This is a genomic window from Pedobacter lusitanus, assembly GCF_040026395.1.
GTDB classification, from domain to species: Bacteria; Bacteroidota; Bacteroidia; order Sphingobacteriales; family Sphingobacteriaceae; genus Pedobacter; species Pedobacter lusitanus.
The window spans coordinates 5976849-6001365 of the sequence record NZ_CP157278.1; the positions used below are offsets into that span (position 1 = coordinate 5976849).

Below are 24517 nucleotides of genomic sequence, written 5' to 3' on the forward strand. Positions count from 1 at the left end.
ATGCCGCAAATTGTTATTAATCAAAAAAACATGAAAAAGTTATTCCTTATTATATCGCTGATTTCTCTGTCTTTTGCTTTGCATGCGCAGGAGAATGAAGCAGATCTCAAAACACTGATTAATCAGTCATTTGTCTATTTTCCTCAGTTTAAAGAATTAGGACAGGCCGTGGATGTTGAGCAACAACGTATCGCACTGGCCAAAGCTGCGGGCCTGCCTTCTATACAGGCAGGCGGAAGTTACAGATATATAAATCCTGTTTCTGAAATCAGTATTCCGGCAGGTAACAGCATGCTGGAATTTCAGATCATGCCTAAAAGTAATTATAGTGCATCGCTTGATCTGAACTATACCCTGTGGGATTTTGGTGTGGTTAAGGCGGGGGTAGATCGCGCTAAAGCAGGTTTGCAATACGCAAAAGAAAACCTGGAATTTAACCGGAACCAGATGGCGTTTCAGGTTAGCAGTATTTACTATCAGATTGCTTATCTGAAGGAAGCTATTGCTATACAGGATAGTGTAGTGAACTTTCTGGAAGTCAATAAAAAAGATACAGAGATAAAGTTCAGAAACGGCGACGCCTTAAAATATGATGTACTTTCTATTCAATCCAGCATTGATCAGGAAGGAAATCGTAAGATAGATTTACAAAATGACCTGAACAAGCAATATGCCTTAATGGAATATGCAACAGGAGCAAGGATTAAAGCCAGCTCTTCAAATTTTGTTTTCCCGGCACAGAATAAATATGATCTGAATGAAGCATTGGCTGAGGCCCAAAATAATAATCCGGAGTTCAGACTGATTAAGGCCCGGATTGAGCAGGCTGAAGCGGAACTTAAAGTAAGCCAGACCAATGGTAAACCCTCCCTGGTTATGAGTGGTGGAACCGGTTACAAAAATGGTTTTACACCTGATATTAATAAATTCAGATATAATTATTCTGCTGGTGTGACACTGAATATTCCAATTTATCAGGGTGGAAGGGCCAGAAAACAGGTGAGGTTATCCCAAAGTCAGCTTTTACAGTCTAAGTTTTCTGAAGAAAGCCTGAGTAATAGTTACCGCAAAGATATTCAGCAGGCTATGGTTGACATTACCAGTAATACCTCCAGTCTGGTGAATTCCGGAAGACAGGTGACAGAGGCTAAGGAGGCTCAAAAGCTTGCGCATAGCCGTTATAGAAATGGAATAGGAACTAATCTGGAACTGACTAATGCAAGTACTAATGTTCAAAAAGCAGAATTAACCAATTTACGGTACAAATATCAGTTATGTGTTGCACAGCTGACCATCGCAAAACTAACTGGTTTAAAATACTGGTAAATAACAACCTGATTAACCAGCACAGAAATTTAATCTAATGTCTTATGAAAAAAAACAAGTCTCAGTTTGTATTAGTCCTTTCAACAGCAATAAAAGCTCCATTTGATTTGGACAGCATTAAAAATGCGATTACTAATTTCAGCAGTGTGATTGAATGGAGTCAGGATCTGGATGATATTGATAAGATTCTTCGCGTCGTATGCCGTGAAGATATCAGTGAAAAACTTGTTCTGGATCTGGAAAGGGCAGAAGTGAGTGCCGCTGTGCTGGGGGTTTTTGAAAGAAAAACTTGACTATAAATCATGAGTTTATTCCTGCAATGGATGCTGGTGTTTTTGAGCTGAATAAATAAGCTATTCAATTGATGGTTTATTTATTCAGCTCATTGCTTAAATTGATTCTGGGCTTTGGCTATTTATCCGAAGCTAAATAGATATGTTAAATGCAATAAATAGACCGGCAGGTCTTGTTCCTGAATTATCTGTAACAGATATTAAAGCAAGTTTGTCTTTCTGGTGTGATCTGATCGGCTTTTCTATACTTTATGACCGTCCTGAACAAGGATTTGCTTATCTTGGTTTGAACGGTACACAAATTATGCTGGAGCAACGCGATATAACAGACAGAACCTGGGAAACGGGCTCATTTGAACTGCCTCCTGGGATAACTAAAATCAAAGCAAATGAAGGTAAAAGTTATAGGTATTCCTGTGCTGAATCAGGAAAAAGCGTTGAGATTTTATACAGAGAAATTAGGTTTTGTAAAAAAAACGGATGTGCCGGTCAGCGAAAATAACAGGTGGTTAACTGTGGTGGCTAAAGAGGATCAAGACGGGACTGAAGTTTTGTTAGAGCCATCACCAGATCATTTTGAACCTGCCAGAACCTATCAGAAAGCTCTTTTTGAAGCTGGAATTCCTTATACCCAGTTCAATGTCGATAATGTTGATCAGGAGTACGAAAGACTGATCAAACTCGGAGTGGAATTCAGACTAAAACCAACAGAAATGGGAATGGTGAAAATTGCTGTTCTCAATGATACCTGTGGAAATAATATTCAACTTATAGAGCTATTATAACATTTTTAACCTTTCTTCCTCCAGGTCAATCTGGTACAACTGCTGGCGAATGAGCTCTTCGTTAATAGAAACGTCTTTATTCAGTTCTGAAAGATACTGCCGCTGACTTTCAAGCAGCTCGATAAAAATTGTTTTCGTTTTTTCATTCATCCAGCTGTCATCTGTGGCTTTAGCCTTTTCTTCCATATGTTTTAAGAATTTCTCCATGCCGGCATGTCCGTTTAATTCATTGTCATACTTGTTTTTAAGAAATTGATAGGCATGCTGTTTGATACCCTGCTTCATTTTCTGCCTGGCGGATTCTTCACTTTCCTGATTGAATATTTCTCCAAAGGCACTGGTGCGTCTGATGAAATAGGGAAGAGTAAGGCCCTGTACCAGAAGTGTAAGTAAAATGACAACGAATGTTATAAATAAGATCAGGTCTCTGCTGGGAAAGGCAGTTCCGTTATCCAGAGTTACCGGTATGGCTAATGCTGCAGCCAGCGATACGACACCACGCATACCAGTCCAGCCCAGCAATAAAGGCATTGTCAAACGCATCCTTTGGGAAGATGCCGCGGGAGCTACACTTGGGCGAAAAATAAGTGTGGCGACTAAAGCTGCATAAGAACTGATGATACGGGCTGCAATCAAAATCCCGGTAACCAATAGACCATAACCGATAGCAGTGCTCAGAGGAATGCCTTTTGAGTGTAATCCATCTGTAATTTCCGGAAGTTCCAGTCCAATAATCAGGAAAACAATACCGTTCAGGATGAAGATGAAACTTTGCCATACACTAAATGCCTGGATACGGCTGGTACTGCTTAAAAAAAGCATTCTTCTGGCAGACATAAATAATCCACCGCTTACTACGGCCAGCACCCCCGAACTATGGGCCTGTTCCGCAATCCAATACATCAGATAAGGTTCAATGATGGTCAGCGCTATATCTGAGGGAGCATCTGTTGGGAGGCGTTTATGTGCCTGGACAAATATCCAGCCTAACAATAAACCAATACCCACACCACCAATTACCATCCACAAAAAGTTGAGTGTTGCCTGCTGCCAGATAAACTGGCCAGTGCCAACTGCCACCAGTGCGAAACGGAATATAATCAGTGAAGAAGCGTCATTTAATAGGCTTTCTCCTTCTAAAATGGCTGAAGTAGATTTGGGGATTTTTACAAATTTGGTAATAGCTCCGGTACTGACTGCGTCTGGAGGAGACACAATTCCTCCAAGCAGAAAACCTAAAGCAATGGTAAATCCGGGAATGAAATGGTTGGTGACTATAGCTACAGACAGTGCGGTAAAGAAGACCACCAGAAAAGCAAAACTTCCGATAATACGCCACCATTTTTTCATCTCCTTAAAAGAGATGGACCAGGCAGCGTCCGAGAGCAGGGGTGGAAGAAATATAAAGAATATAAGATCCGGGTCAATTTTCACCTTGGGTAAGCCAGGTATAAAGCTGATTAGTAATCCGCCGATGACTAATAGAATAGGGTAAGCAATTTTGAGTTTGGCGGCCCACATATTCAATAGCACAATCACGGCTATCATGGCAAGTAGAAAAGGTAAAATGGTATGCATTATAATGATTCGGCTTGTTTAGTCAATTTATAAAAAAAAAAGAGAGTATTGAGCTAATTAAGCGGAAATTTCCGGTTGTCCGGTTCATACAGCATAGCAGGGAAAACAGGTAGATTCCCGACTACAAATAGACTACAGCGGCAATTATTCATTGCGGGTAATTTTAATATTGATGTTATTTGCCTGTATGATTAAGGCATCTGGCATCAAACCGGCCAATTCCTTATGGATTTACATTCTCCTTAAAAAATCAAATATGAAATTAAAACTAATGATAATAATGGCGGTAATTATAATTCCCGGCTGTAAAAAAAGCAGAAACGCAGATCCAGTAAGCCATGATTGCAAAGTAATTACGTTTAAGAACTATGAAAACGAGCAGCCAAGAGGGATATATACTTATTCCTATAATCAAAATGGAACAATCTCACAGCTGAAATCAGGAGATAATGCCATTACATATACTTACGCTGCTGACAAAATCAACGTTAATATTAATGAAATCAAATCCGAAATTACGCTGACTGATGGCAGGGCTACGAAATATACCGATGGCGGAAGTAGTTATGAACTGTATTCATATAATCCGGAGGGTTATCTGAGTAAGGTGGAGTTTTACGTTGCTGATAAGATCAATACCAGGTATGAACTGAAATATACTCAGGATAATTTAACTACGATATCTCAGCTTTATACCAATGGTAGTGGTGGCTCAGAAAGCTACAATTTAGCGTATAGCGCAGATTTAAATAGTTATGGTGCTTTTATGGCAAGTCCTCCCGCTTATTTCTTCGAAAGGCTTAAAGTTATTCCAGTTCAGTTTTTGGGGAAAATGTCTAAAAATATGGTAAGTAAAATGAATAAAATTTTGGAGTATACCTCAAATGACGGCGTAAAGCATAAAGTTGAGGATATATTTGTTTTCACATTTGAGAAAGATGCAAAAGGGAATTATGTTGTTATAGACAATGTTAATACTGACCGTCGTTCTGAAAACGGGATTGTAAAAAGTACAACCACGAAAAGTACTAAATATGATTTTACTTATGACTGCAATTGAGTTGATCTGATAAGATGATAGTTACAAAGAGAATACAGCAGAACTATAAAACTATACTCCGGGCCAAGATATATTTCTTTTTTAAAAAGAGTGGATGGATGTATTTGATAAGCACATTTATGATTGCTTATGTTTTTCCTGTATCGGGACTGGGATTCGTTTTGTCAGCCCTGATCTATTTTGCTGGTTTTGATCTCCTGGTTATAGTTCCCTTATATTATTTCAGCTCAAAAGCACTGGCAAAGCGAAACGGGCTTGATGCAGATATAGAATTTAATGAACAGAACATTATCATCAGGCACAGAAACAAAGCTATAGTGGAAACAAAAGAATGGAGCTGGATCAAAAAGATTGATATTACGGATAAAGCCGTGTACCTTGTCCTGAACGAACCCCGTCGTTATCTGATTTCATTTAATAAAAGTGAGCTGACGGTAGAAGAATTACAGTTTTTGGTTCGGGCACGATAAAATTAGGATTGAAATAGTGAATTTCTGTTTTTAGAAAAAAAATATTGCATGAAATCATTAATAAGACTGTTATCAATAATGACAGGGATGATGATAGCCTCATCTGTTTATGCCCAGAATTTCGATGCTGCGATCAAAAGTTTTACGGAGGTTATCAAACTCAACCCCAGTGATTCAGCATACGCCGGGCTTGGCTATGCTTATGTTTTAAAAGAAGATTATGAAAATGCAGGCCCGGCATTGGATAAGGCTATTGAGATTAACCCGGAGTCTGCACTGGCATTTGGCCTGCGTGGTTATGTTTATCTGAAGACAAAACAATATGAGCCGGCGATTCATGATTTAACCAAAGCAATAGTACTTACTCCAAAGGGAGCAAAAGATTATAACGAGAATCAGGGAAGATATCTGGTTCTTCGGCAGGAAGCTTATTTCTATCAGGGAAAATATAAACTGGCTATTGATGATTATACAAAAATAATTGAGTTTAATCCTGATAAGGCTTTGTCTTATCGTAATCGCGGCCGTATTTACTTTTTTGATAAAAATCCTGCAAGGGCAATCGCAGATGCAACAAAAGCAATTGAACTGGACCCTAAAGATCCGGAGTCCTACATATTAAGGGCAGGTGCCTATGTCGCTTTGGACAATAGTAGTATGGCTATACAGGATTTCAACAAAACAATAGCATTAGACCAGAAGAATCCGGAAAACTATAACAATCGGGGAGGGCTCTATTATATGAAGAATGAATTTGAATCAGCCATCAAAGATTTCAGCAAAGCAATTGAACTGGCAACAGGGGATAACAAGGAATATTATGGCAATCGTGGGAAAGCTTATGTGCGTAGTGAAAAATATGACTTAGCTTATAAAGATCTGGATAAAGCCATTGAACTTGATCCGAAAGATGATAAAAGCTATTATAATCGTGGAAGAGCTTATGATCTGAACAAAAAATATGAGCTGGCTGTTAAAGATTATACAAGAGCCATAGAATTAAATCCGAAAGATGCTGAGCGATACAACTACCGTGGAAAGGTTTATCAGCAATTAAGGAAAGATAAACTGGCAGAACTTGATTTTCAGAAAGCCAGAGAACTGGAAAAATAGCTATCAGATCCTGATGCGTAAAACCTTTCCTTTTTAACTTTGTTCATTCTTAACCTAACAGTAAACGCGTATGGACAGTATCAACAATACCATTGCCGGTCTTGAGCTGGCTCAAATCGGCTGGGTAGTGCCAGACATTCATGCAGCTGTGAAATTCCTTAGCCATGCGCTGGGGATTGCCGGCTTTCCTAAACCGGAACATATTCGTGCGCAGGATCTGGATATGACTTATTATGGCCAGGTTGTGGAGGGTGACTGGCTGACTACACAAACCTATAACGGAGGTACTTTCATCGAACTCGTGCAGCCGGTTTCCGGTCAGAGTATGTTTCACGATTATCTGGTTCGGTATCCCGCCGGAGGGACACAGCATATGGCTTTTCGTTTACCGGTTAGTGATTTTGTCCGGGTGACCAGTGAGCTGCGGGAACAGGGCTATGAGGTGATCAGCGAAGTGGATCATCCGATTGCAAGGATGGCTTTCTTTGATACCTATCAGACGCTGGGCGTTGCTACCGAGATTATGGGCATTACGCCGGAAGGGTGGATCGCTGTTAAACAAATGGAGAAGATGAGATAGGTTTATCTGATGAATTTTACGCTTCATATCATATATGCTGCTAATTTTGTGCTGTGACTAAAATAAAGAGAATAACTCCAACGGATTTCAGAGGGCAGTATATGTCAGAAATGTCGGCTGATTTTGCGGTTTTAAAGACGCCTGTTCAGCTACATAATATAGAAAAGACTTCTGGTTTCATTAAAGTACCCACACCGTTGCACAGGCCTGAATACAATTTCATCGTGCATATTACGGGAGGAAGTGCAAAACAGCAGGTCGATGCTAACCTGGTGTCAATCAAGGAGAATGAAATCTTATTTGTCAGGCAGGGGAATGTAACTTCATTAAAGGAGGTGAGCCCGGATGCTACCGGGCACATCATTTTATTTGAAGACCAGACACTCAATCAGTTGTTGTCAAAACAGGAGCTCATCAAACTCTTTTCCGCCAATATAGTTATTCATTTATCGCAGGAGACCAGTACGTGGTTAACCTCTCTGTTTGGTCTGTTAAGCATTGAAATTTATTACCCAAATCCAAACCTTGGTGTCTGTTATTCTCTGCTGCAGGCAGGGTTCCAGAAAATATTTGCCTCAAGTAAAGAGCTGAATAAAAGTATGAGCCGAAGTGCTGAAATTACTTTCAATTTTAAAGAGCTGGTTTACAAATACTACCTGAATCATAAAACGATCTTGTTTTATGCGGGTGAGCTATCTGTTTCTGAAAACTATCTTCATAGATGTATTAAAGAAACTATTGGAGAAAGTCCTAAGGAATGGATCAACAAAGTAAGTATCCTGCAAAGCCAGCTGCTTTTGCAAGATCTGACCAAGAGTATTGCGGAAGTTGCTTTTGAGCTCAATTATGGCGATCCAAGTTACTTTGGACGTCTCTTTAAAAAGATCACCGGAATAACTCCATCAGAATACCGGACCGCATTTATGCAGGATTTGTCCGAGTAAAGAGTGGTTTAGTTTTAAAGCGGCCTTTGTTTTCAGCCCACCTTTGTATAATTAAATCCAAAGAAAATGAAAACATTAATTGCTGTTAGAAGCGGTGATATCAGGAATGATATCCAGATTACCTCTTATTGGTGGGAATACAAAGGTATAACCAAATGGTCTTGTCTTTGTGTCATCACTTTAACCCTTCTCTTTTCAAGTGAAAGCTATAGCCAGATTATTCAGGATGTTGGTGGTATTGCCGTCACCGCGCATAGTAAAGCTACTTTTAAAGATCTGCCTTCGGGAAGTTCTCTGTCAGAGAATAAATTTCAACTGAATACTTATGATGCATGGCTGCCTGTTCCTCCTTTTAAAATTGGCAGGACAAGCATTTTTAGTAACCTGAATTATCGTCTGATGGATTTTCATTATGACAATAAGACTATTGATGATCCAAACCGGATTGATAAAATTCATGAAATAAAATCGGTGATTATCATCCGGCGCCCGATTGCAGATAAATGGTCTGTTTTGGCCATAGCTATGCCAACACTTGCTTCGGATTTTAAAAAGTCAGTTTCCTTTGATGATCTGATTCTGGACGGGATACTTGGCGTATCTAAAAGATTTGGTTCTCAATCGAATCTTGAAATCGGAATGGGAGTTCATGCACTGTATTCTTTCGGAGAGACCTTGATTACTCCGGGAATATCAGTTGATTACAGAAGTACGAACAATAAGTGGTTAGCTCAGTTTTATTGGCCAAGGCTGAATGTACTCTATAATGTGAGTGCAAACACTCAGGTAGGTCTGGCTGGTTCAATAGACTGGACAAGATTTAAGCTGAAAAATTATCAGGGTTATAATGGTAAAGAAGTCGATTACGCTCAGTTCTCAACTATTCATGGTGGCCTGCAGGTACATCAACGCCTGATTGGAGGTATCTGGCTTCAGGTACAGGGTGGGGTAGGTCTTTTTAATCGTTATGAGCTGTTCGATACGAACCAGAAAACGGTAAATGATTTCTCTGTTTCTAATATGGCTTATGGGAAAGCTGCACTGACCTATCGTATAGGCAGGAGATAAATAATTGAAATCCGATGAAAAAAAGAAATTATATTCCTTCAGCTTTTAGTCTGCGTTCCCTGGTCGTTGCAGCCGTACCTTCTTATGTGTTTCCTGCTTTAATGTCTTTTATATCAGGTTTTTTTCTCCGGAAAACTGAACTTATGATGGCGAGTTACACGACTATAGGTTTGTCTTCCTTATTATCAACCATATTTAGCTTTATCATCCTCTGGCAGTTCGAGGCAAGACAGGTCTTAACACAGAACAAGTTAATCAGAGCTCTGCTGATCATTCTGTTAATGATGAGTTTGGGGATGTTGTGCGCATCGATACTCAGACTTCAGTCAGAACGCTTTAATATAACATTTTCGGCCTTTCTGGGCGCAGCAATATTAACGATCCGTCAACAAGTGAAAAATTATGATGATAAAAAAAATTAAACCGACTATAGTTGTTTTTGGATGTACGGGCATGGTTGGGACCGAGGTCATGCGACAGCTAAGTAGTTGTGACTGTTTAGTCAGAGGGGTTCTCAGAAATCCTGAACGCCCTTATCCTGTGCGAACAGGCACTGATTTATGGAATATAACTTATGTAAGTGCTGATTTGAGTTCAAGCGGACAACTTAAAGAAGCTTGCATCGGGGCAGATGCATTGTTTCTTTTAACCGCAACATCTCCAAATCAGGTTGAGCAGGAAGTTAACATCATTGATGCTGCCAGACAAAGTGGTGTTAAACGAATTGTTAAGTTGTCTGCCCCCATAGTTCAGCCACCGGCCAAAGTGGAGGTCAGCCAGTGGCATCGTAAAATAGATGATTATCTTTCCCGGAGTATCGATGAATTTTGTTGCCTGAGGCCTCATTCATTCATGCAAAACTGGGAGCGAAATACATTTACAATTCAATGTTTTGGTAAGATTTACGGGGCTTTAGGTGATGCTCAGAGAAATTATATTGATTGCCGTGATGTGGCAACGGTAGCGGTGAATTATTTGCTGGCGACAGAAGAATTAAAATGCAGATCAGTTATTCTTGCGGGCCCACAGGCAATTACTAATGTGGAAATGGCAGCGAAACTCTCCCTTGTAACGGGGAGTAAAATTGAATACGTGGATATTACGCCGGACGAATTATTTAGTCAGTTAACCGGCAAAGCAAAATTGCCCGGCTGGTTAGCCAGGCATATTATTGAACTTGATGATCTGGCAATCAGGGTTCCTGAACCGGATAGTGATACGATTACAGATTTGATTTTAAGAAAACCACGTGTCATGGATGAATACCTGCAGGAAAGCCGGCATCTTTTTAAAAGAAAGTCTGTTTGGAAGTCCCTATTTTAGGAGATCAGTTTCAGGATGCCAATTTGGCACCCTGAAGCTAGTCTTAATTGATACATACCTGATGATCCACATATTTATCGATATACTGTTAAACATCTTAATTATGAGGTCATAATCTGGGCGTCAGTTTAAAACCACCGTCTACATCCATGATAGTACCTGAAATCCAGTTAGTCTGAATGTAACAGCATTATTTATATCTGCTGGTTGCCCCAACATTTTTAAAGCCTGATCTTTCAGAAGTGTTGCCTGCCTTTCATTTGTTTCGAACCAGGGATTTAATTAGGTATTGATTGCTCCTGGTGAAATTGTATTAACTAAAGAAAGTTTGAAATTTTTCATTTGCCCGTTTAAAGGTCTGAAGAAGATTAATTCCTAATCTTCTTCAGACCTGGACTCCAGACTTATTACCAGCCGGGGTTTTGTTTTAAATTTCCGTTTAATGTTAATTGATCGATAGGCAGTGGATACAGATACATTTTATCATACCATAATCTGTTTGTAATATTAGAGTAAACCCTGATATATCCGTCTGCATTCAACGCAATACCAGAAACTTGTGATGAAGGATAATTGGTCTTATAGGCCGGAGTTAATTTCATTCCGAGGATAGTCTCTGGTCTTTCAATTAGTTTGCCGGCTTTCCAGCGTAGTAAATCGTTAAATCTGAATCCATCACCTGCCAGTTCAACGCGACGTTCTCTTCTGATCTCCTGTAATGGGAGGCTAACACCTGGGAATATCGTGTTGGGGTCAGCAACCAGGTTGGCTAAAACCATATTTGGCATTCCAGCCCTTGCTCTTAATTTATTGATGCTTACATCAACTACGGTTTGATCCAATTGCCCAAGTTCGGCCTTGGCCTCAGCATAGTTTAATAATACCTCAGCATATCGAAAAATAAACCGATCAATGGTTTCCTGATTGGCGTTAGACTGTGCCGGATCTGAAGAACGGCCTTTTATCACTTGATAACCTGTTGTTGTTGCAGAGGTGCCAACTCTTGGTATGCTGATTTTGTCCTGTGTACCATCCGGGTTTTGAGTCATGACATAACCTGGTGTGGCAATAGTTTGAGTATATCTTGGGTCACGATCCTTAACCTCATTTTCAGGTGTATCATCTCCTGCATATAAAGGGGATAAAGCCGGTGGTAATCCATCTTTACAGAGGTAAGATCTTACAAAATCTTTACTATAGCCTGTATTTCCAGCAGAAATGGCTCTGGTATAATTTGTTGTATTGATATTGCTAATATATATTCGGGAGAGTATTGCTTCTTTATTTTTTGACAGGTCATCCTGAATAAAGAGGTTCCTATAGTCTTGACCAGGGTTTCCTGTCGAGTAGAGCCCATATAGATTTGAATTTATTATTGTCTGCGCTGCGTCTGCTGTGGCCTGTAAAAATACATGCTCATCAGCAAGCCCGTGGTATTTTCTAAAAGTACCTTCCCACAGGCAGATTCTAGCCTTCAAGGCTAAGGCAGCATATTTATTCAGTCTATTTTCTGCTGAGGGTTCTGTTAAATTAGCAACAGCAAAATCAAGGTCCTTCAATACAAAATCCATTACTTCTTTGTGTGTGTTCTGTGAGGCAAAAAGCTCTGGAGAATTTTCTGTCAGGTCTTGCTCCAGAATAGGTACAGCGCCAAATTGGATAACTTTCTGCCAATAGAATAAAGCTCTAAAGAACCGGACTTCGGCAGCATATTTTTGTTTAGCGGCTTCCGGTATCTCCGATTTTTCATATCTTTTAAGAAAAAAATTGCAAGATCTAATGTTTCCCCAATCCCAACCACCACCTGATGCCGGAACGACATAGATTCCAGATAAAAAAGTATTCCGATTTCCCGGTATCATGTTGTCAGAATTATTATCGTTATTGGAAAATTCGACTGGGAGAGCAGTATAGAACTGATTGGCATAGAGTTTTAAATCGACTTCGCTCTTGAAATAAATTTGTTCATTAATTTTATCTTTTGGAAAACGATCTAAAAAATCTTCTTGTTTGCACGATGAGAACCCTGCAACAACTATTGTTGCAAAGATTATATATCTGATGTAATTACTTTTCATTATGATTTAAATTATAGGCCTATTTGAACACCAAACGAAATTCCTCTGTTAAGTGCATATTCCATACGATTAAATTGTTCGGGGTCAAAATTTTCATACATTTTTGTGAATTCAAACAAGTTCTGGGCAGTAGCATAGATGCGAAGTCTGTTGATCTTTACTTTGTTAAGCAGCGACTGAGGGAGGGAGTAACCCAATGTCATCTGTTTCATCCTCAGGTAAGCCCCGCTTTGCAGATATTTACTCTGTACAAGATAATTCCCACCTCCGCTGAATCGCAAACGAGGGAAATATGCATTTGTGTTTTCGGGAGTCCAATAATTACCAACAAGCGCCTCTGTTGGGGCGCCGTACTGATCAGAGTAACCCCAAAAAAAATTTCCGCCTAAGGCAATATCCCGTTTGCCGATTCCCTGAAGAAACATGGTGAAATCAAAGTTTTTATATTGGAAAGTTGCATTAAGACTATATTGGTAGCGGGGAGTGCTGTTGCCGATTATTTTCTGGTCACCTGGATCAGATAAGGTGCCTTTGCCACGGGTAATTTTTCCATCACCATTTAGATCCCTATACTGGATATCTCCTGCCAGCCAGGTTCCTCCCCAGATTGCACTATTGTTTACTTTAGCAGCATCTGCATTGCTTTGATAGAATCCCTGAGTTTCGAATCCCCAGATATCACCAAACTTGTTACCTACATAATAATTATTAATTAACCCGTTTGGGTTGTTAAATCGGGTAATAACTGCACTATAATCTGATAATGCTGCAACCAGATTGTAAGTAAAGTCTTTACCGATATGATCTTTCCAGCCTAAACTTAGTTCAAAACCTTTCGTTTCCAGATCTGCAGCATTTTGATTGGGCACTCCGGTACCTAGTACTGTAGGCAGTGGGCTTCCTGCAACAATCATATCCTTTGTTTGCCTGATATAATAATCAAACGTACCGGTTAAACGATTGTTTAAAAGGCCGAAATCAATACCGATATTTTTTGAAGTAACTTTTTCCCAGGAGAAGTCAGCGCCGATCAGTCCCGGAGCTGAAACAATTGTTTGTTGTTGACCCCCGAAAATATAGCTTCCTATTCCGGAATCCATGTTGGCGATGTAAGGATAACTATTCTTTAATTGCTGGTTACCTAAAGTTCCATATGAAGTCCTTATTTTAAATTCACTAACAACTATTTTTAAAGGCTCAAAAAAATTTTCTTGTGAAAGTCTCCATCCTGCAGAAAACGAGGGCTGAAAAGTATAACGATGTCCTCTCGCAAAACGTGATGTCCCGTCATAACGTCCGTTTATCTCGAGTAAATACTTCCCATCGTAAACATAATTTAATCGAAAGAAAGAACCTGAAACAGCCCATTCATCTATTGATCCTCCGACATTGGGTTTCAAATCACTATTTAGATTAATAACTGGTATATCCTGACTAATCAGGCTTTTTACGCTGGCATTAAACGCCTTAATCTGCTTTAATTCCTGATTATACCCAACCATGGCCTTTAAATAATGTTTTGCACCAAAAGTATTCTCATACTGTGCGTATGAATTTAAAGCAACATACCTGTCGTTATTGTTTGCTTCAAATACTTTCGGGGTAGCAGTCCAGGGATATGGGCCAAGTGAAGTACCGTTAAAGCCGTATTCGTCAAAAGATTTTGTATTTGTTGTGTTGTTATAGGTATAAGAGTTCCAGGTGTAATCTGTAATAATTTTTACATTTTTAAAAGGCTTTAATTCGATGCCTCCGGTTAGCCACAGGTCATTTGATTTAGTAATAGACCGTCCATTATCATTAAGAATGTGCAAAACATTACTATAATCTCCTTGTCCGGCATAATGTCCATCCGGGTTAAACACAGGCATAATAGAACGCGAATCATTGAACAGACTTTCAATAGGTGTAATTGTTCCATTATTAAAGTCTAAACCTGATGGACTATTGTCATCTACGCGGTTTAAAAGCATACTTACATTTAGGTTTAACCAGGGCCGTATGGCTGAGTTTAATTTTAAACTGGCATTATACTTATTATACTCCTGGTTCGCAGCTTTAAGTACACCTGTTTGATTAAGATAACCAAATGAGCCAATATAGGTTGTATTTTCACTTCCTCCACTTACAGATATATTATGCTGTATTTGGGGTGCATATCCTGGGTAAGTTTCTTTTATCCAGTTCGTATTGGCGACATACCTGTATTTATTAGGATTGGCAGGGTCTTGATATGCTCCATTTGCCAATATCGGATTATTAATATATTCCTGTGCCTTCTGTAAATCCAAATCGGTAAACGGATTACCTGCTGTTTCACCTCCTGATATGGCACCAGTTTTATCTGCTTCCATAAATGTCCTGATGTAATCAACCGAGTTCATGGTTCGTGGTAACCTGGTTGGCCGGGTTAGTGTATAGTCTAATGAATAAGTAACTTGTGCCGGGGTGTTTTTTTTTCCCTTCTTGGTAGTAATCAATACAACACCATAGGCAGCTCTTACACCATAAATTGCTGAAGCAGAAGCGTCTTTTAAAACGGTTACATTTTCAACATTATTTGGATTAATTAGGTTAGGATCCATTTGTACACCATCAACCAATATTAATGGCGTTCCTCCATTAATTGAAGTTATTCCACGGATATTAAATTCAGACCCTGATCCGGGCTTTCCGTTACCAACAGTAATATTAAGATTTGGGATTAATCCCTGCAAGCCTTGTCCAATATTTGTTATGGGACGACTCTCCAGAGCTTTGCCATCAACAGAAGCAATAGCGCCGGTTAAATTTACTTTTTTTTGTGTTCCATAACCTACTACCACTACATCGTCTAATAAGCCGGGCTCCTGGATCATTTTAATGGTTATAACAGAACTAACTTTGATTTCTACTGCGGTGTATCCTACATAGAAGGCAGAGAGAATAGCATCTTCCGGCACATTTTTGAGGCTGAACTCCCCGTTGCCATCAGAAATGGTACCGTTTTTGGTGTTTTTAATCTTGATAGTTACGCCGGGCAAGGGATTGCCATTCTCATCAATTACTTTACCTTTAACGTTTATATCCTGACTAATAGCAATCATATCGTTAAGGTTTAGATTAAGGAATGCACTATTAGAAAATGCAAGGTTACTGATTTGAAGAAAGATAAGTGTAAATAACAGGAAGATGTATTTTATCCTCCGGGGCTTTTTTATGAAGCGATATTCCATCCATAAAATTTTGCGTAAAAATTTCATACGTTTAGGTTTTTTAGTTAGAAGCAAATGGTTCTGGTCAGCTTTTGTGGTTAATCTTAATATTTGGTCATTTGTGGATTAGCAATTGTTGACGGCTTTATAATTGCAGGCGTTGTTACATAAACATTTTCTCCTTTCTGTTTGGGTGCTTGTCATCAATTTGAGGATTTTTAAAATTAGAACAGCTTAAGGATAACCACAATGCAATAACTTACGGTTATAATGTATTATCTTATGGTGTGTGTCTTTTTTTTATAAGAACATAATACATCAGAATAGCTGTTTTTTACATTGTAAATGTTTAGTGTTCTCCTAATTTTACAAGATGAAAACCAAAACAAAAACCAGCCTGTGCTTTTGCCTGTTTTTTTTATTATTTATCCCTTTTGTTGCCATGAGCCAATGGTCGGTACTGAAAGATGATCCGAGGCCGAAGTCTGAATTATATCAAAGATTTACAAAAGAGAAGTGGAATGCCAGCAATTTTGCGACGCCTGAAGATATGAAATGGTTTAATGATGCCAGGTTTGGTATGTTTATTACATTTGGATTATCTGCTTATGTAAATAAAGATTTGAGCTGGCCTGTGGTATATACCAGAAAGGCTCCGGATAGTGGTCATGGAGCATACCCCGACAGTGTATGGACAAAATGGCCTTCATTGTTTAAGCTACAGAAATTTAATGCTGATGAATGGGTGAAAATTGCCCAAAATGCAGGTATGAAATATATCGTTGTTATTGCAAAACACCATGATGGGTTTCACATGTGGGACACAGAATATTCTGATTTTAAAATCACAAATACCCCCTTTGGCCGTGATTATCTAAAAGAACTGTCTGATGCCTGTCATAAAGTTGGAATGCGTTTTGGAATTTACTATTCTCAGCGCGATTGGCACCATCCGGATTACGCTCCTGTAGATTCTTCTACAATAAAACAAATACCTGATGCACCTTATTTTGAGCCTTTGCCAGGTAAAGAGGTTAAACCAGGTCCATCACACCAAAAATATATAGATTATCAATTTAATGTAGTTAGAGAACTTTGTACCAAATATGGTAAAGTAGACCTGTTTTGGTTTGATGCGTGCTGGTGGGGAGGTATGTTTACTGCTGATATGTGGGATGCTGAAAAGCTTACACGAATGATTCGTAAACTACAGCCTGGTATTATCATTAACAATCGTGCGAGCCTGCCTGGTGATTTTGATACACCCGAACAACGAATCGGTATGTATCAGGAACGTTCATGGGAAAGTTGTATGACCTTGAATGGGAGCTGGGCATATTCTCCTGCTCCGGTAAAACCGGTGAAGTTATTAATCCATGATTTGCTCAGTTCGGCAGCAGGTAATGGTAATGTATTACTTAGTTGGGGAGCACTTTGGAATGGAGAATTCGATTCGGAACAAAAAGATTCATTACTGGAGATAGGGCAATGGCTTAAAAAAAAATGGTTTAGCTTATTATGGCACAAAAGGCGGTCCGTGGGTGCCGAATAATGAAAGGGGAGCAACATACAAAGGGAATAAGGTTTTTATTTATGTGTATAACTGGAAGTCCGGAAATTTGAAACTCCCGATTATAAAAGGCAATCAGGTTTTGAAAGCATCCTTCCTGAATCTGGAGGAAAAACTTTTATGGAAACAACTGGGGGATTCTTTAAATTTCGTTGCACCCATTAAAGCTGTTCCTATCGCTACAATAATTGAACTTACTATGGAAAAGAAGGTTAGTGCTTCTTTTTCGGCCTTCAATAACTCAATTTTTAATGATCCTGCTTATGGTACTAAAATCAAAACAGAACCAATTAAAATCAATGAGTGGAAAAATAACCAGAAAGAAATTGATCTGGGAAAGGTGGAAAATGTTACCGGACTGGGGCTATCAGCAAATGATGATAGAATCAAGATAAGTGTTTCAGTCAATGGTAAAGAATGGCAAAATCTGGATCTATCAGGCCATAATAGAAATGAAATAAGCCTGACAACTTTTATTGCAGGAGCTCATGTTTTGGGGTGTAATATTCGATATATCCGTTTACATATATTAGATAGACTGGCTGATTTAAAAGTAGATATATATTCAAAATAATTTAGAATCACGAATGATTTCTCATACCATTCTGCTAAGATTTAATTGAATATAGATAAGTTATTTAAACTTTTTTCCGTCTATGATAGTTTTTCTACCTTATTTAACGTATAGTAAATCTTATCGGCCAAAAGTTATCAATTCGGAAAAAATTAAATCAATTGCAAACTGTAGATGGAATATATAATATCGGGATAAAAAAGGTTGTTTCAAAGACTGAATAGATGCTAAAACATTGCTCTAAGCGGTGCCATATCCTTACCTACTTTTTCATCAAGCATTTTGGCGTAAAGCTGGGTTGTACGAATGTTGGTATGTCCCATCATCTTGGAAACGCTTTCAATCGGCACCCCGTTGAGCAGAGTTACAGTTGTGGCAAAGGTGCGTTTTGCAATCCGGTTGCCTAATGTTTTGACAACGTCTGAAAGGACAGAAATTTCTATCAGGTATTCGTTCATTTTCTGGTTGCTGGAAATTGGTAAAGCCTTGTTATGATTAATACAGAATGGATGATCTTTATACCTGTCCAGAATATCTCCGGCAAGTGGTAACAGAGGAACGGCCACTCTTGTGCCCGTCTTTTTTCTATAGCTGAATAACCATCTTTCACCGTCATTCCCTACGCGAGTATCTGATAATTTTAGCTTTTGTACGTCCGCATAAGATAAGGTCACTTTTCTGGTATTTATAAGACAGGTAATCTTTGACATGTCTTTCCAGTATCTCAAATCTTTTTAGCGTACCTTTTGCATAATCATCCTTTTCGACCAATTCCTCCATGTTTTTGTTGTGAATTTTGATAGCCTCGCATATGGTATGCATTTTTTCTGCTTTACCTAGGTACTTGCTTTTAATCGCCTCGGAAGTGATTTCTGCATCTTGCCCGCAAAGTAGGGTGTGGGAGGTGGTAACCCCGGCTTTCATCTTGTCCAGATAAGCATTAAAGGTTTTGGTATCTTCCTTTGTGCCTGTCATGTGTCCCGCCTTGGTGTTCCACAATTCAGGTTCGCACTCCCTGCTGGTCGCAAGTTCTGCGCGTTTTCCGTCGACGATGATTCTTAAATAGACAGGAACAGCACCTTTAATGTAATTCTTTGGCTTTTTCAGGTAGAAAAGCAGACTGAAACTCGTTTTCATAATAAAGATTTAAGGTTAACAAAGTTAGCCTTGCAGTCTAAACGTATCAAGTCGTTCAATGATTGAACTTGCTGTAAATCAGAAAGTTGAATTCAATTCGGTGAGTTTTGTACTCCCTGAAATTACTCACCGAATCACTCACTTTTTATATGTGATTTAATGCATATTTTGGGATATTCCCTAAACGAAAAAAGCATGCAATCATATGATTGCATGCTTTTACATAGTTTTGATACTATTCTTTGTGATCCCGCTGGGATTCGAACCCAGGACCACTACATTAAAAGTGTAATGCTCTACCAGCTGAGCTACGGAATCAATTAATTCCTTTTGTTTAAGGAGGTGCAAAGATAGAAATTAAATATTAAGGTGCAATTAATTGTTGTTTTTTTTATAAAAAAAATACCACCTTTTTGATGACTGAAAACGTAATGTCTTGTAAATGAGAAAGGCGGAATATTTCCGCCTTTCAACACACACACCATATTTTTTAATAGAAAATCTGAATACCTATTTCAGGATATACATGATACCATTGATATTATCATTTCCTCCATACTGACTTTGTAAAGCAGCCTGGTAATTTGCGGTATTCGATGTACGCTCATACTCATGATATTGAAAACGGCTGGCAATACGACCACCATTTCCTGTTCCAGGACCTGTAGTAAATGCAGGGATATGTGTACGGCGATAAGTAAAATAAGACTCCAGTCCGGAATGACGGAATAAAGCCAGATATTTTTGCTGTACAATCTGTGTTAATGCATTTGCTATATTATACTTTACTTCCGGCTGGTTATAATACGTATCCCAGTTTACATTGATGGTATAAGTATCATAATTGGCAGGCAGCGCGACATTGGTAGAGCCCGGACGGTAGAAATAAGCCGTAAATGACCCTGTGCCAGTAGGTATTTTATAGGAATCCATAGAGCTTTTGATACCCGCGATATAATAGGTTTCTACATCACCGGCAGCCCATCCGCGATAAATACCTTCAGCTATATTAAACATTAGTTCAGCGTAACCAATCTGAATACTTGGTTCACCGGTATAGGTTGAATAGTAACGTTTTCTGTTTAAGAATGAATATTTTTGCTGACCGGCACTGTTATACATGACACCCAGATCCTGACCTGCATCGGCACCGATGAAAGAAGAAAAATCAGTAGGGCTTTGCTTTAAGGTATCCACCTGATAACGGGAAGGCTCAGCAGTTACAAATACCCTTGGATCTTTAAGTTTAGTTAATAAACCAATATAGGTAGCCGAAGTGTTTTTCCTGGATCCGCTTTGTCCAAAATTATCAGGATTCTGCGGATAGTAGTTTGTAGGAGAAATATAAGTATACTGCATATTATCTGCAGCACTTTCCATAATCGGATATTTAGTTTTGTTGCCTACGATATCGGCGAATTGCTGTTTAATGTTCAGTTGTGCATCATCATCTGCTCTTTTGCTCAGCTGAATCAGCAGACGTATTCTGAAGGTATTAATCGTTTTTTGCCATTTCAGTAAATCACCGTTGAAAAATATATCTCCGGCAAGGATATTCTCTTTTGCCGCAATTAAGGTAGTCAGATCTGTATTCGCACTTTCAAGCAAAGCCAGTGACTGGGTCATTACATTTTTTTGCGTGTCATAAGCAGGAGTAAGGTTTGCCATTCCAGCCAATGCGTTTGTCATCGGAATATCGCCCATTTCCATACTCATTTTAGTGAAAAGGTAAGCCTTGAAAAACTTTCCTAAAGCACTGTACGAATTTACTGCAGAACCAGCTTTAAGTGCCTGCTTTTCCATCTCTACCACATTTTTCAGAATGGTATAGTAGTCATCACCATATTTAAAATCATAGCGGTTGTTTCCATAATAATCATAATTATTCAGGTAATACTGATTATTGGTTTCTTTAGAACCATCCGGTCCTTCGACCAAACCTTTACTGGTTAAAATACCATTTAAAAGCAGGGAGGCCTGAACTGCTGTTGGTTTATTATTATTTATCGTTTTCTCTTCGAAGTCTTTTTTGCAGCCCGAAATGGTAACTACCAGTAAAAGAGGTAAAAGAGAAGAAAGTTTGAATATCTTTTTCATATTGGAGAATTAAAAAGTCAGATTGATATTGAATCCATAGCTGCGTACTGTAGGTGACTGTAAGCCAGTTGCCGAAGTTTCGCCATTATACTGGTCTAAGTCAACGTCTTTAAATCTTTTGTCTTTGTAGAAGTACAATAAATTACGACCAACTAAAGAGAATGAAGCTTTTTGAATGAAAGTACTGCTCAGTAATTTTTTAGGAAGCTCAAAGCCAACAGTTACTTCACGCAGTTTTGCAAATGTTTTGCTCATCAGGTTGGCCTCATCAAAATTATAATACTTACTCACGTAATCCTGAACAAACACCTTGTTGGTATTTGGCGCGAAAGCCAGGTCACCATAATTCAGGATAGCACCGGTTTTAGAATCGTAGTTGATAGAAGCTCCATTGGAAATAACCACACCTTCACCTACATAAGTACCGGTATAGCCTTTTTTGCCGTAATTAGCCCAATCCTGGTAACGTGCATCACCCAAAGCACCCTGAGCTGTTTCTATATTAGAACCTCCGCGCATGGTCTTGTTGTGCATGTAGTCTGTAGTTTTTCCACCTACGCTACCATCAAACTGGAAACCTAAACTCCAGTTTTTATAATGGAATTTGTTGTAAATACTCCATGAATAATCTGAGTTCATATTTCCCAGGTATTGATTGGCTCCACCGTTGTTTAATGGTTTACCGGCCGCATCATTAATGATTTGTCCATCTTTTGTTCTGACAAAGGCAGTTCCGTATAACTTATCTGTACGGTCGCCTTCATGGAAGAAGGTGTTATAAGTATCCTGTCCCGGAGGCAGCTCTTTGTACACACGTTTAAAAGTTGACCAGTTAACCAGGACATCCCAGCCAAAGCCACCCATATCCTTAATTGGCGTACCGCTTAGAGAAACTTCATAACCTGTTTTCCTGGTTTTTAAAGCATTCAGGTATAATAAGGTATAACCTGTTGCTGTAGAAATCTGGTTAGGCAGAATCTTTGGTCCATCTATATACTGGAAAGCAGTTGCGCTTAAACCTAATCTGTTAGCTAAGAACTTAATATCAAAACCTTCTTCATAGTTGACACGGGTACTGGTTTTAATTCCATTCTGATACAGATAATCAGGGCCGTAACCAGCTGCCTGGTTATTATAAGGCTTATTGATATTAAAGGCCGTATTTAAAGAGTAATCAGGTCCGTTGTACGGAGACATATAAACGTTACCATAACCCAGAGGATTATTGGTCAGGTTAGCACCTGTCTGTCCGCCAAATGCGGTAATTGAGCTGAAAGGAGCAGGGCCGATAGTTGCACTGCTGGCATCTGTACGTACATTGGAAAATGATGCTCTCGCTTTCAGGAAAGAAATGAAGTCTGGCATTTTCACATAGTCAGAAACTACAGTAGCCAGTGATATACTTGGATAATAATAAGTTGTAGGCGTCTGGAAAGCTGATGATTTATCTATCCTGCCTGTTGTAGATAGTGTTGCATATTTACCAAAGGATGCATCCAATGAGAAATAACCACTAAATACCATCATGCTGGAATTAAAGCTGGTAGACTGTACCGGGTTTTTAGAGTTACTGAATGCATAAACTTCAGGTACATTCAGATAGTCAGTTGATGTCCAGCTTGAATTATAGGATAAGTTACGCAGATTCGTTCCTACCAAACCTGAAAGATTTACGAAGTTCTTGATGTTATAATTGAAGTTTAACAATAACTCATTGTTGTTTTCAAATAAATTACGTCTGTCTTCACGGTAATCTCCCTGATTTCCTTCACGTCCGTAAGGGTGAGCAGAGAATGGGAGTTTTTCTGTACGTAAAATACTGTAAGTATCGAATTGTGAACGTAATGTAGCATTCAGGTGATTGTCAATTTTGAAGTTTGCAGAAAGATAACCGTAAACATCATTTTTATGGTGTCCGCGCAACCACTTTTCTGTCATCAGATAAGGGTTGTGGTAACGCTGATATTCTGCAAATTGAGATTGTACACCTTCTTTTCCCGGTTGCCAGATCGCTTTAATGTCCGGAGCATTTACATCCCAGTCTGCACCAGTCCAGATAGCTGTACTGTAGATTAAACTTGAAGGTCCGTAATCTGCATCAGGAAAGTTATCTGTGTATTGTCTGTTAAAGTCAAGGTTACCTTCAATCTTAAGTCTCGGACTTGGATTAAATGCACCATACATATTGAAATTGACAATACCCAGTCCGCTATTTGGAATATAGCTTGATTGTTTTGATTGAGAAACTGAGAATCTGGTTGTATAAGTATCGCCTGTAGCACTCAATGAGACGTTATTATTAGTTTGATAACCTGTCTTCAGGAAGTTCTTTAAATTGTTTTTACCTCTTGCAGTGTATGGAGTTGCCTGTCTGACACCATTAATCACAGGGCTATCATACTGAGGGATCAGTTGTCCCGCGAAATAAGGACCCCAGATATCATAATCACCATCTACACCACCTGGTGCACCACCTTTACCATCTACAAACATATATTGGGTGTTTTCACCAGCACCATAAGAGTTTTGTAAACGTGGGAAAGTTAAAAATCCACTGTTAATTACCGTACTGCTGTTGACGTCAACAGTCAGGCCCTTTTTGTTTTTATCACCTTTTTTTGTGGTGATTAATATGGCACCATTTACTGCACGGCTACCGTACAGGGCTGCTGCTGCCGGGCCTTTTAATACCGTATAGGTTTCGATGTCATCCGGGCTGATATTCCAGGTATCTGTATTGATCGGGAATCCGTCTACAACATATAAGGTAAGTTTATCACCACGGATCATTACGTTAGGTTCTCTTAATACCTCTGGAGAAGGGCCAACTGATAAACCAGCAACTTTACCTACCAGACCACTGATCGGGTTAGGATCACGTGCTTTCAGGAGGTCGCCGCCATCAACTGTCTGTAAGGCATAGCCAACTCTTTTGGTGTCTTTCTTTACACCTAAGGCAGTAACTACTACCTCAGAAAGAGCTTTGCTGTCACTTTTTAAACTGACATTGATCAATGACTCATCACCAACGATAATTTGTGTTTTCTGATAGCCAAGATATTGGAAGGATACGGTTTGTCCTTTCTTAGCGCTTAAAAGAAAGTGGCCGTTCATGTCCGTTACTGTGCCAGTTTTAGTTCCATCAACCAAAACACTTACCCCAGGTAAGGATTGTTTGGTTTCATCAGTAACTGTACCTGAGATTTTAATTTGTGCCGCCAGTGAGATTGGGGCAAGCAAAAATAAGCATACAGTGATTACTTGTTTTAATTGCTTGTAAAGTTGTTTCATCTACCTTGTTTTTTTTGAAATAAATTTTGTTTCATT

20 protein-coding genes and 1 tRNA gene are annotated in these 24517 nt (G+C 39.1%); 13 read left to right on the forward strand and 8 right to left on the reverse strand.

Annotated elements, in window-relative coordinates:
- Positions 1-30: 30 nt before the first annotated feature.
- The 3 genes from PL_RS25645 to PL_RS25655 all read left to right on the forward strand — a co-directional run bounded on the left by PL_RS25645 (position 31) and on the right by PL_RS25655 (position 2404).
- The gene (locus PL_RS25645) at positions 31-1326 is read left to right on the forward strand and encodes a TolC family protein (protein ID WP_041880666.1); all 1296 of its coding nucleotides are present in this window, start codon (positions 31-33) and stop codon (positions 1324-1326) included.
- Positions 1327-1370: 44 nt separating this feature from the next.
- Complete coding sequence (locus PL_RS25650; protein ID WP_041880543.1) at positions 1371-1619, forward strand: hypothetical protein; 249 nt, start codon at positions 1371-1373, stop codon at positions 1617-1619.
- A 389-nt stretch (positions 1620-2008) separates the two neighbouring features.
- Positions 2009-2404, forward strand: a complete 396-nt coding sequence (locus PL_RS25655) for a VOC family protein (RefSeq protein ID WP_348620682.1) — start codon at positions 2009-2011, stop codon at positions 2402-2404.
- Here the strand turns inward: PL_RS25655 and PL_RS25660 are convergent.
- Complete coding sequence (locus PL_RS25660) at positions 2399-3982, reverse strand: Na+/H+ antiporter (protein ID WP_041880540.1); 1584 nt, start codon at positions 3980-3982, stop codon at positions 2399-2401. The two genes, PL_RS25655 and PL_RS25660, sit on opposite strands and share 6 nt — an antisense overlap.
- A 256-nt stretch (positions 3983-4238) precedes the next feature.
- On the opposite strand from PL_RS25660, the gene PL_RS25665 reads away from it, so the two are divergent.
- From PL_RS25665 to PL_RS25700, 8 genes are all read left to right on the forward strand, one after another.
- Positions 4239-5042 (forward strand): hypothetical protein, encoded by an 804-nt coding sequence (locus PL_RS25665; RefSeq protein WP_152620283.1) that lies wholly within the window; start codon positions 4239-4241, stop codon positions 5040-5042.
- 14 nt (positions 5043-5056) lie between these two features.
- Positions 5057-5512 carry a hypothetical protein gene (locus tag PL_RS25670; RefSeq protein WP_041880537.1) on the forward strand — a complete coding sequence of 152 codons (456 nt, stop codon included), beginning with the start codon at positions 5057-5059 and terminating at the stop codon, positions 5510-5512.
- A 48-nt stretch (positions 5513-5560) separates the two neighbouring features.
- Positions 5561-6625 carry a tetratricopeptide repeat protein gene (locus tag PL_RS25675; protein WP_082035875.1) on the forward strand — a complete coding sequence of 355 codons (1065 nt, stop codon included), beginning with the start codon at positions 5561-5563 and terminating at the stop codon, positions 6623-6625.
- A 70-nt stretch (positions 6626-6695) separates the two neighbouring features.
- Positions 6696-7205: a VOC family protein gene (locus PL_RS25680; protein WP_052496180.1), complete on the forward strand. Its 510-nt coding sequence runs from the start codon at positions 6696-6698 to the stop codon at positions 7203-7205.
- Positions 7206-7258: 53 nt separating this feature from the next.
- Positions 7259-8149 (forward strand): helix-turn-helix domain-containing protein, encoded by an 891-nt coding sequence (locus PL_RS25685; RefSeq protein ID WP_041880531.1) that lies wholly within the window; start codon positions 7259-7261, stop codon positions 8147-8149.
- Positions 8150-8215: 66 nt separating this feature from the next.
- Positions 8216-9217, forward strand: a complete 1002-nt coding sequence (locus PL_RS25690) for a DUF6268 family outer membrane beta-barrel protein (RefSeq protein ID WP_041880529.1) — start codon at positions 8216-8218, stop codon at positions 9215-9217.
- Between the two features lie 14 nt (positions 9218-9231).
- The gene (locus tag PL_RS25695) at positions 9232-9639 is read left to right on the forward strand and encodes a hypothetical protein (protein ID WP_041880522.1); all 408 of its coding nucleotides are present in this window, start codon (positions 9232-9234) and stop codon (positions 9637-9639) included.
- Positions 9620-10540 (forward strand): NAD(P)H-binding protein, encoded by a 921-nt coding sequence (locus PL_RS25700; RefSeq protein WP_235324490.1) that lies wholly within the window; start codon positions 9620-9622, stop codon positions 10538-10540. The genes PL_RS25695 and PL_RS25700 overlap by 20 nt, the downstream gene beginning before the upstream one ends.
- Positions 10541-10947: 407 nt before the next feature.
- On the opposite strand, the gene PL_RS25705 is transcribed toward PL_RS25700, so the two are convergent.
- Positions 10948-12618, reverse strand: coding sequence for a RagB/SusD family nutrient uptake outer membrane protein (locus PL_RS25705; RefSeq protein ID WP_041880520.1), 1671 nt, complete (start codon positions 12616-12618; stop codon positions 10948-10950).
- An 11-nt stretch (positions 12619-12629) separates the two neighbouring features.
- Positions 12630-15704, reverse strand: a complete 3075-nt coding sequence (locus PL_RS25710; RefSeq protein WP_348620687.1) for a SusC/RagA family TonB-linked outer membrane protein — start codon at positions 15702-15704, stop codon at positions 12630-12632.
- A gap of 481 nt (positions 15705-16185) precedes the next feature.
- Here PL_RS25710 and PL_RS25715 point away from each other — a divergent pair, with 481 nt between their 5' ends.
- The gene (locus tag PL_RS25715) at positions 16186-17364 is read left to right on the forward strand and encodes an alpha-L-fucosidase (protein WP_041880518.1); all 1179 of its coding nucleotides are present in this window, start codon (positions 16186-16188) and stop codon (positions 17362-17364) included.
- A 100-nt stretch (positions 17365-17464) separates the two neighbouring features.
- On the forward strand, positions 17465-17956 hold the full coding sequence (locus tag PL_RS25720) for a discoidin domain-containing protein (RefSeq protein WP_152620282.1): 492 nt from the start codon (positions 17465-17467) through the stop codon (positions 17954-17956).
- Positions 17957-18183: 227 nt separating this feature from the next.
- On the opposite strand, the gene PL_RS25725 is transcribed toward PL_RS25720, so the two are convergent.
- The 5 genes from PL_RS25725 to PL_RS25745 form a co-directional block, all read right to left on the reverse strand.
- Positions 18184-18630 carry a site-specific integrase gene (locus tag PL_RS25725; protein ID WP_348620690.1) on the reverse strand — a complete coding sequence of 149 codons (447 nt, stop codon included), beginning with the start codon at positions 18628-18630 and terminating at the stop codon, positions 18184-18186.
- Positions 18569-19093 carry an Arm DNA-binding domain-containing protein gene (locus PL_RS25730; RefSeq protein ID WP_052496178.1) on the reverse strand — a complete coding sequence of 175 codons (525 nt, stop codon included), beginning with the start codon at positions 19091-19093 and terminating at the stop codon, positions 18569-18571. Before PL_RS25730 ends, PL_RS25725 begins: the two co-directional genes overlap by 62 nt.
- A gap of 245 nt (positions 19094-19338) precedes the next feature.
- Positions 19339-19411 (reverse strand) — tRNA-Lys (locus tag PL_RS25735).
- A gap of 192 nt (positions 19412-19603) precedes the next feature.
- On the reverse strand, positions 19604-21190 hold the full coding sequence (locus tag PL_RS25740) for a SusD/RagB family nutrient-binding outer membrane lipoprotein (protein WP_041880514.1): 1587 nt from the start codon (positions 21188-21190) through the stop codon (positions 19604-19606).
- A gap of 9 nt (positions 21191-21199) precedes the next feature.
- Complete coding sequence (locus PL_RS25745; protein WP_348620693.1) at positions 21200-24481, reverse strand: SusC/RagA family TonB-linked outer membrane protein; 3282 nt, start codon at positions 24479-24481, stop codon at positions 21200-21202.
- Between the last annotated feature and the right edge of the window lie 36 nt (positions 24482-24517).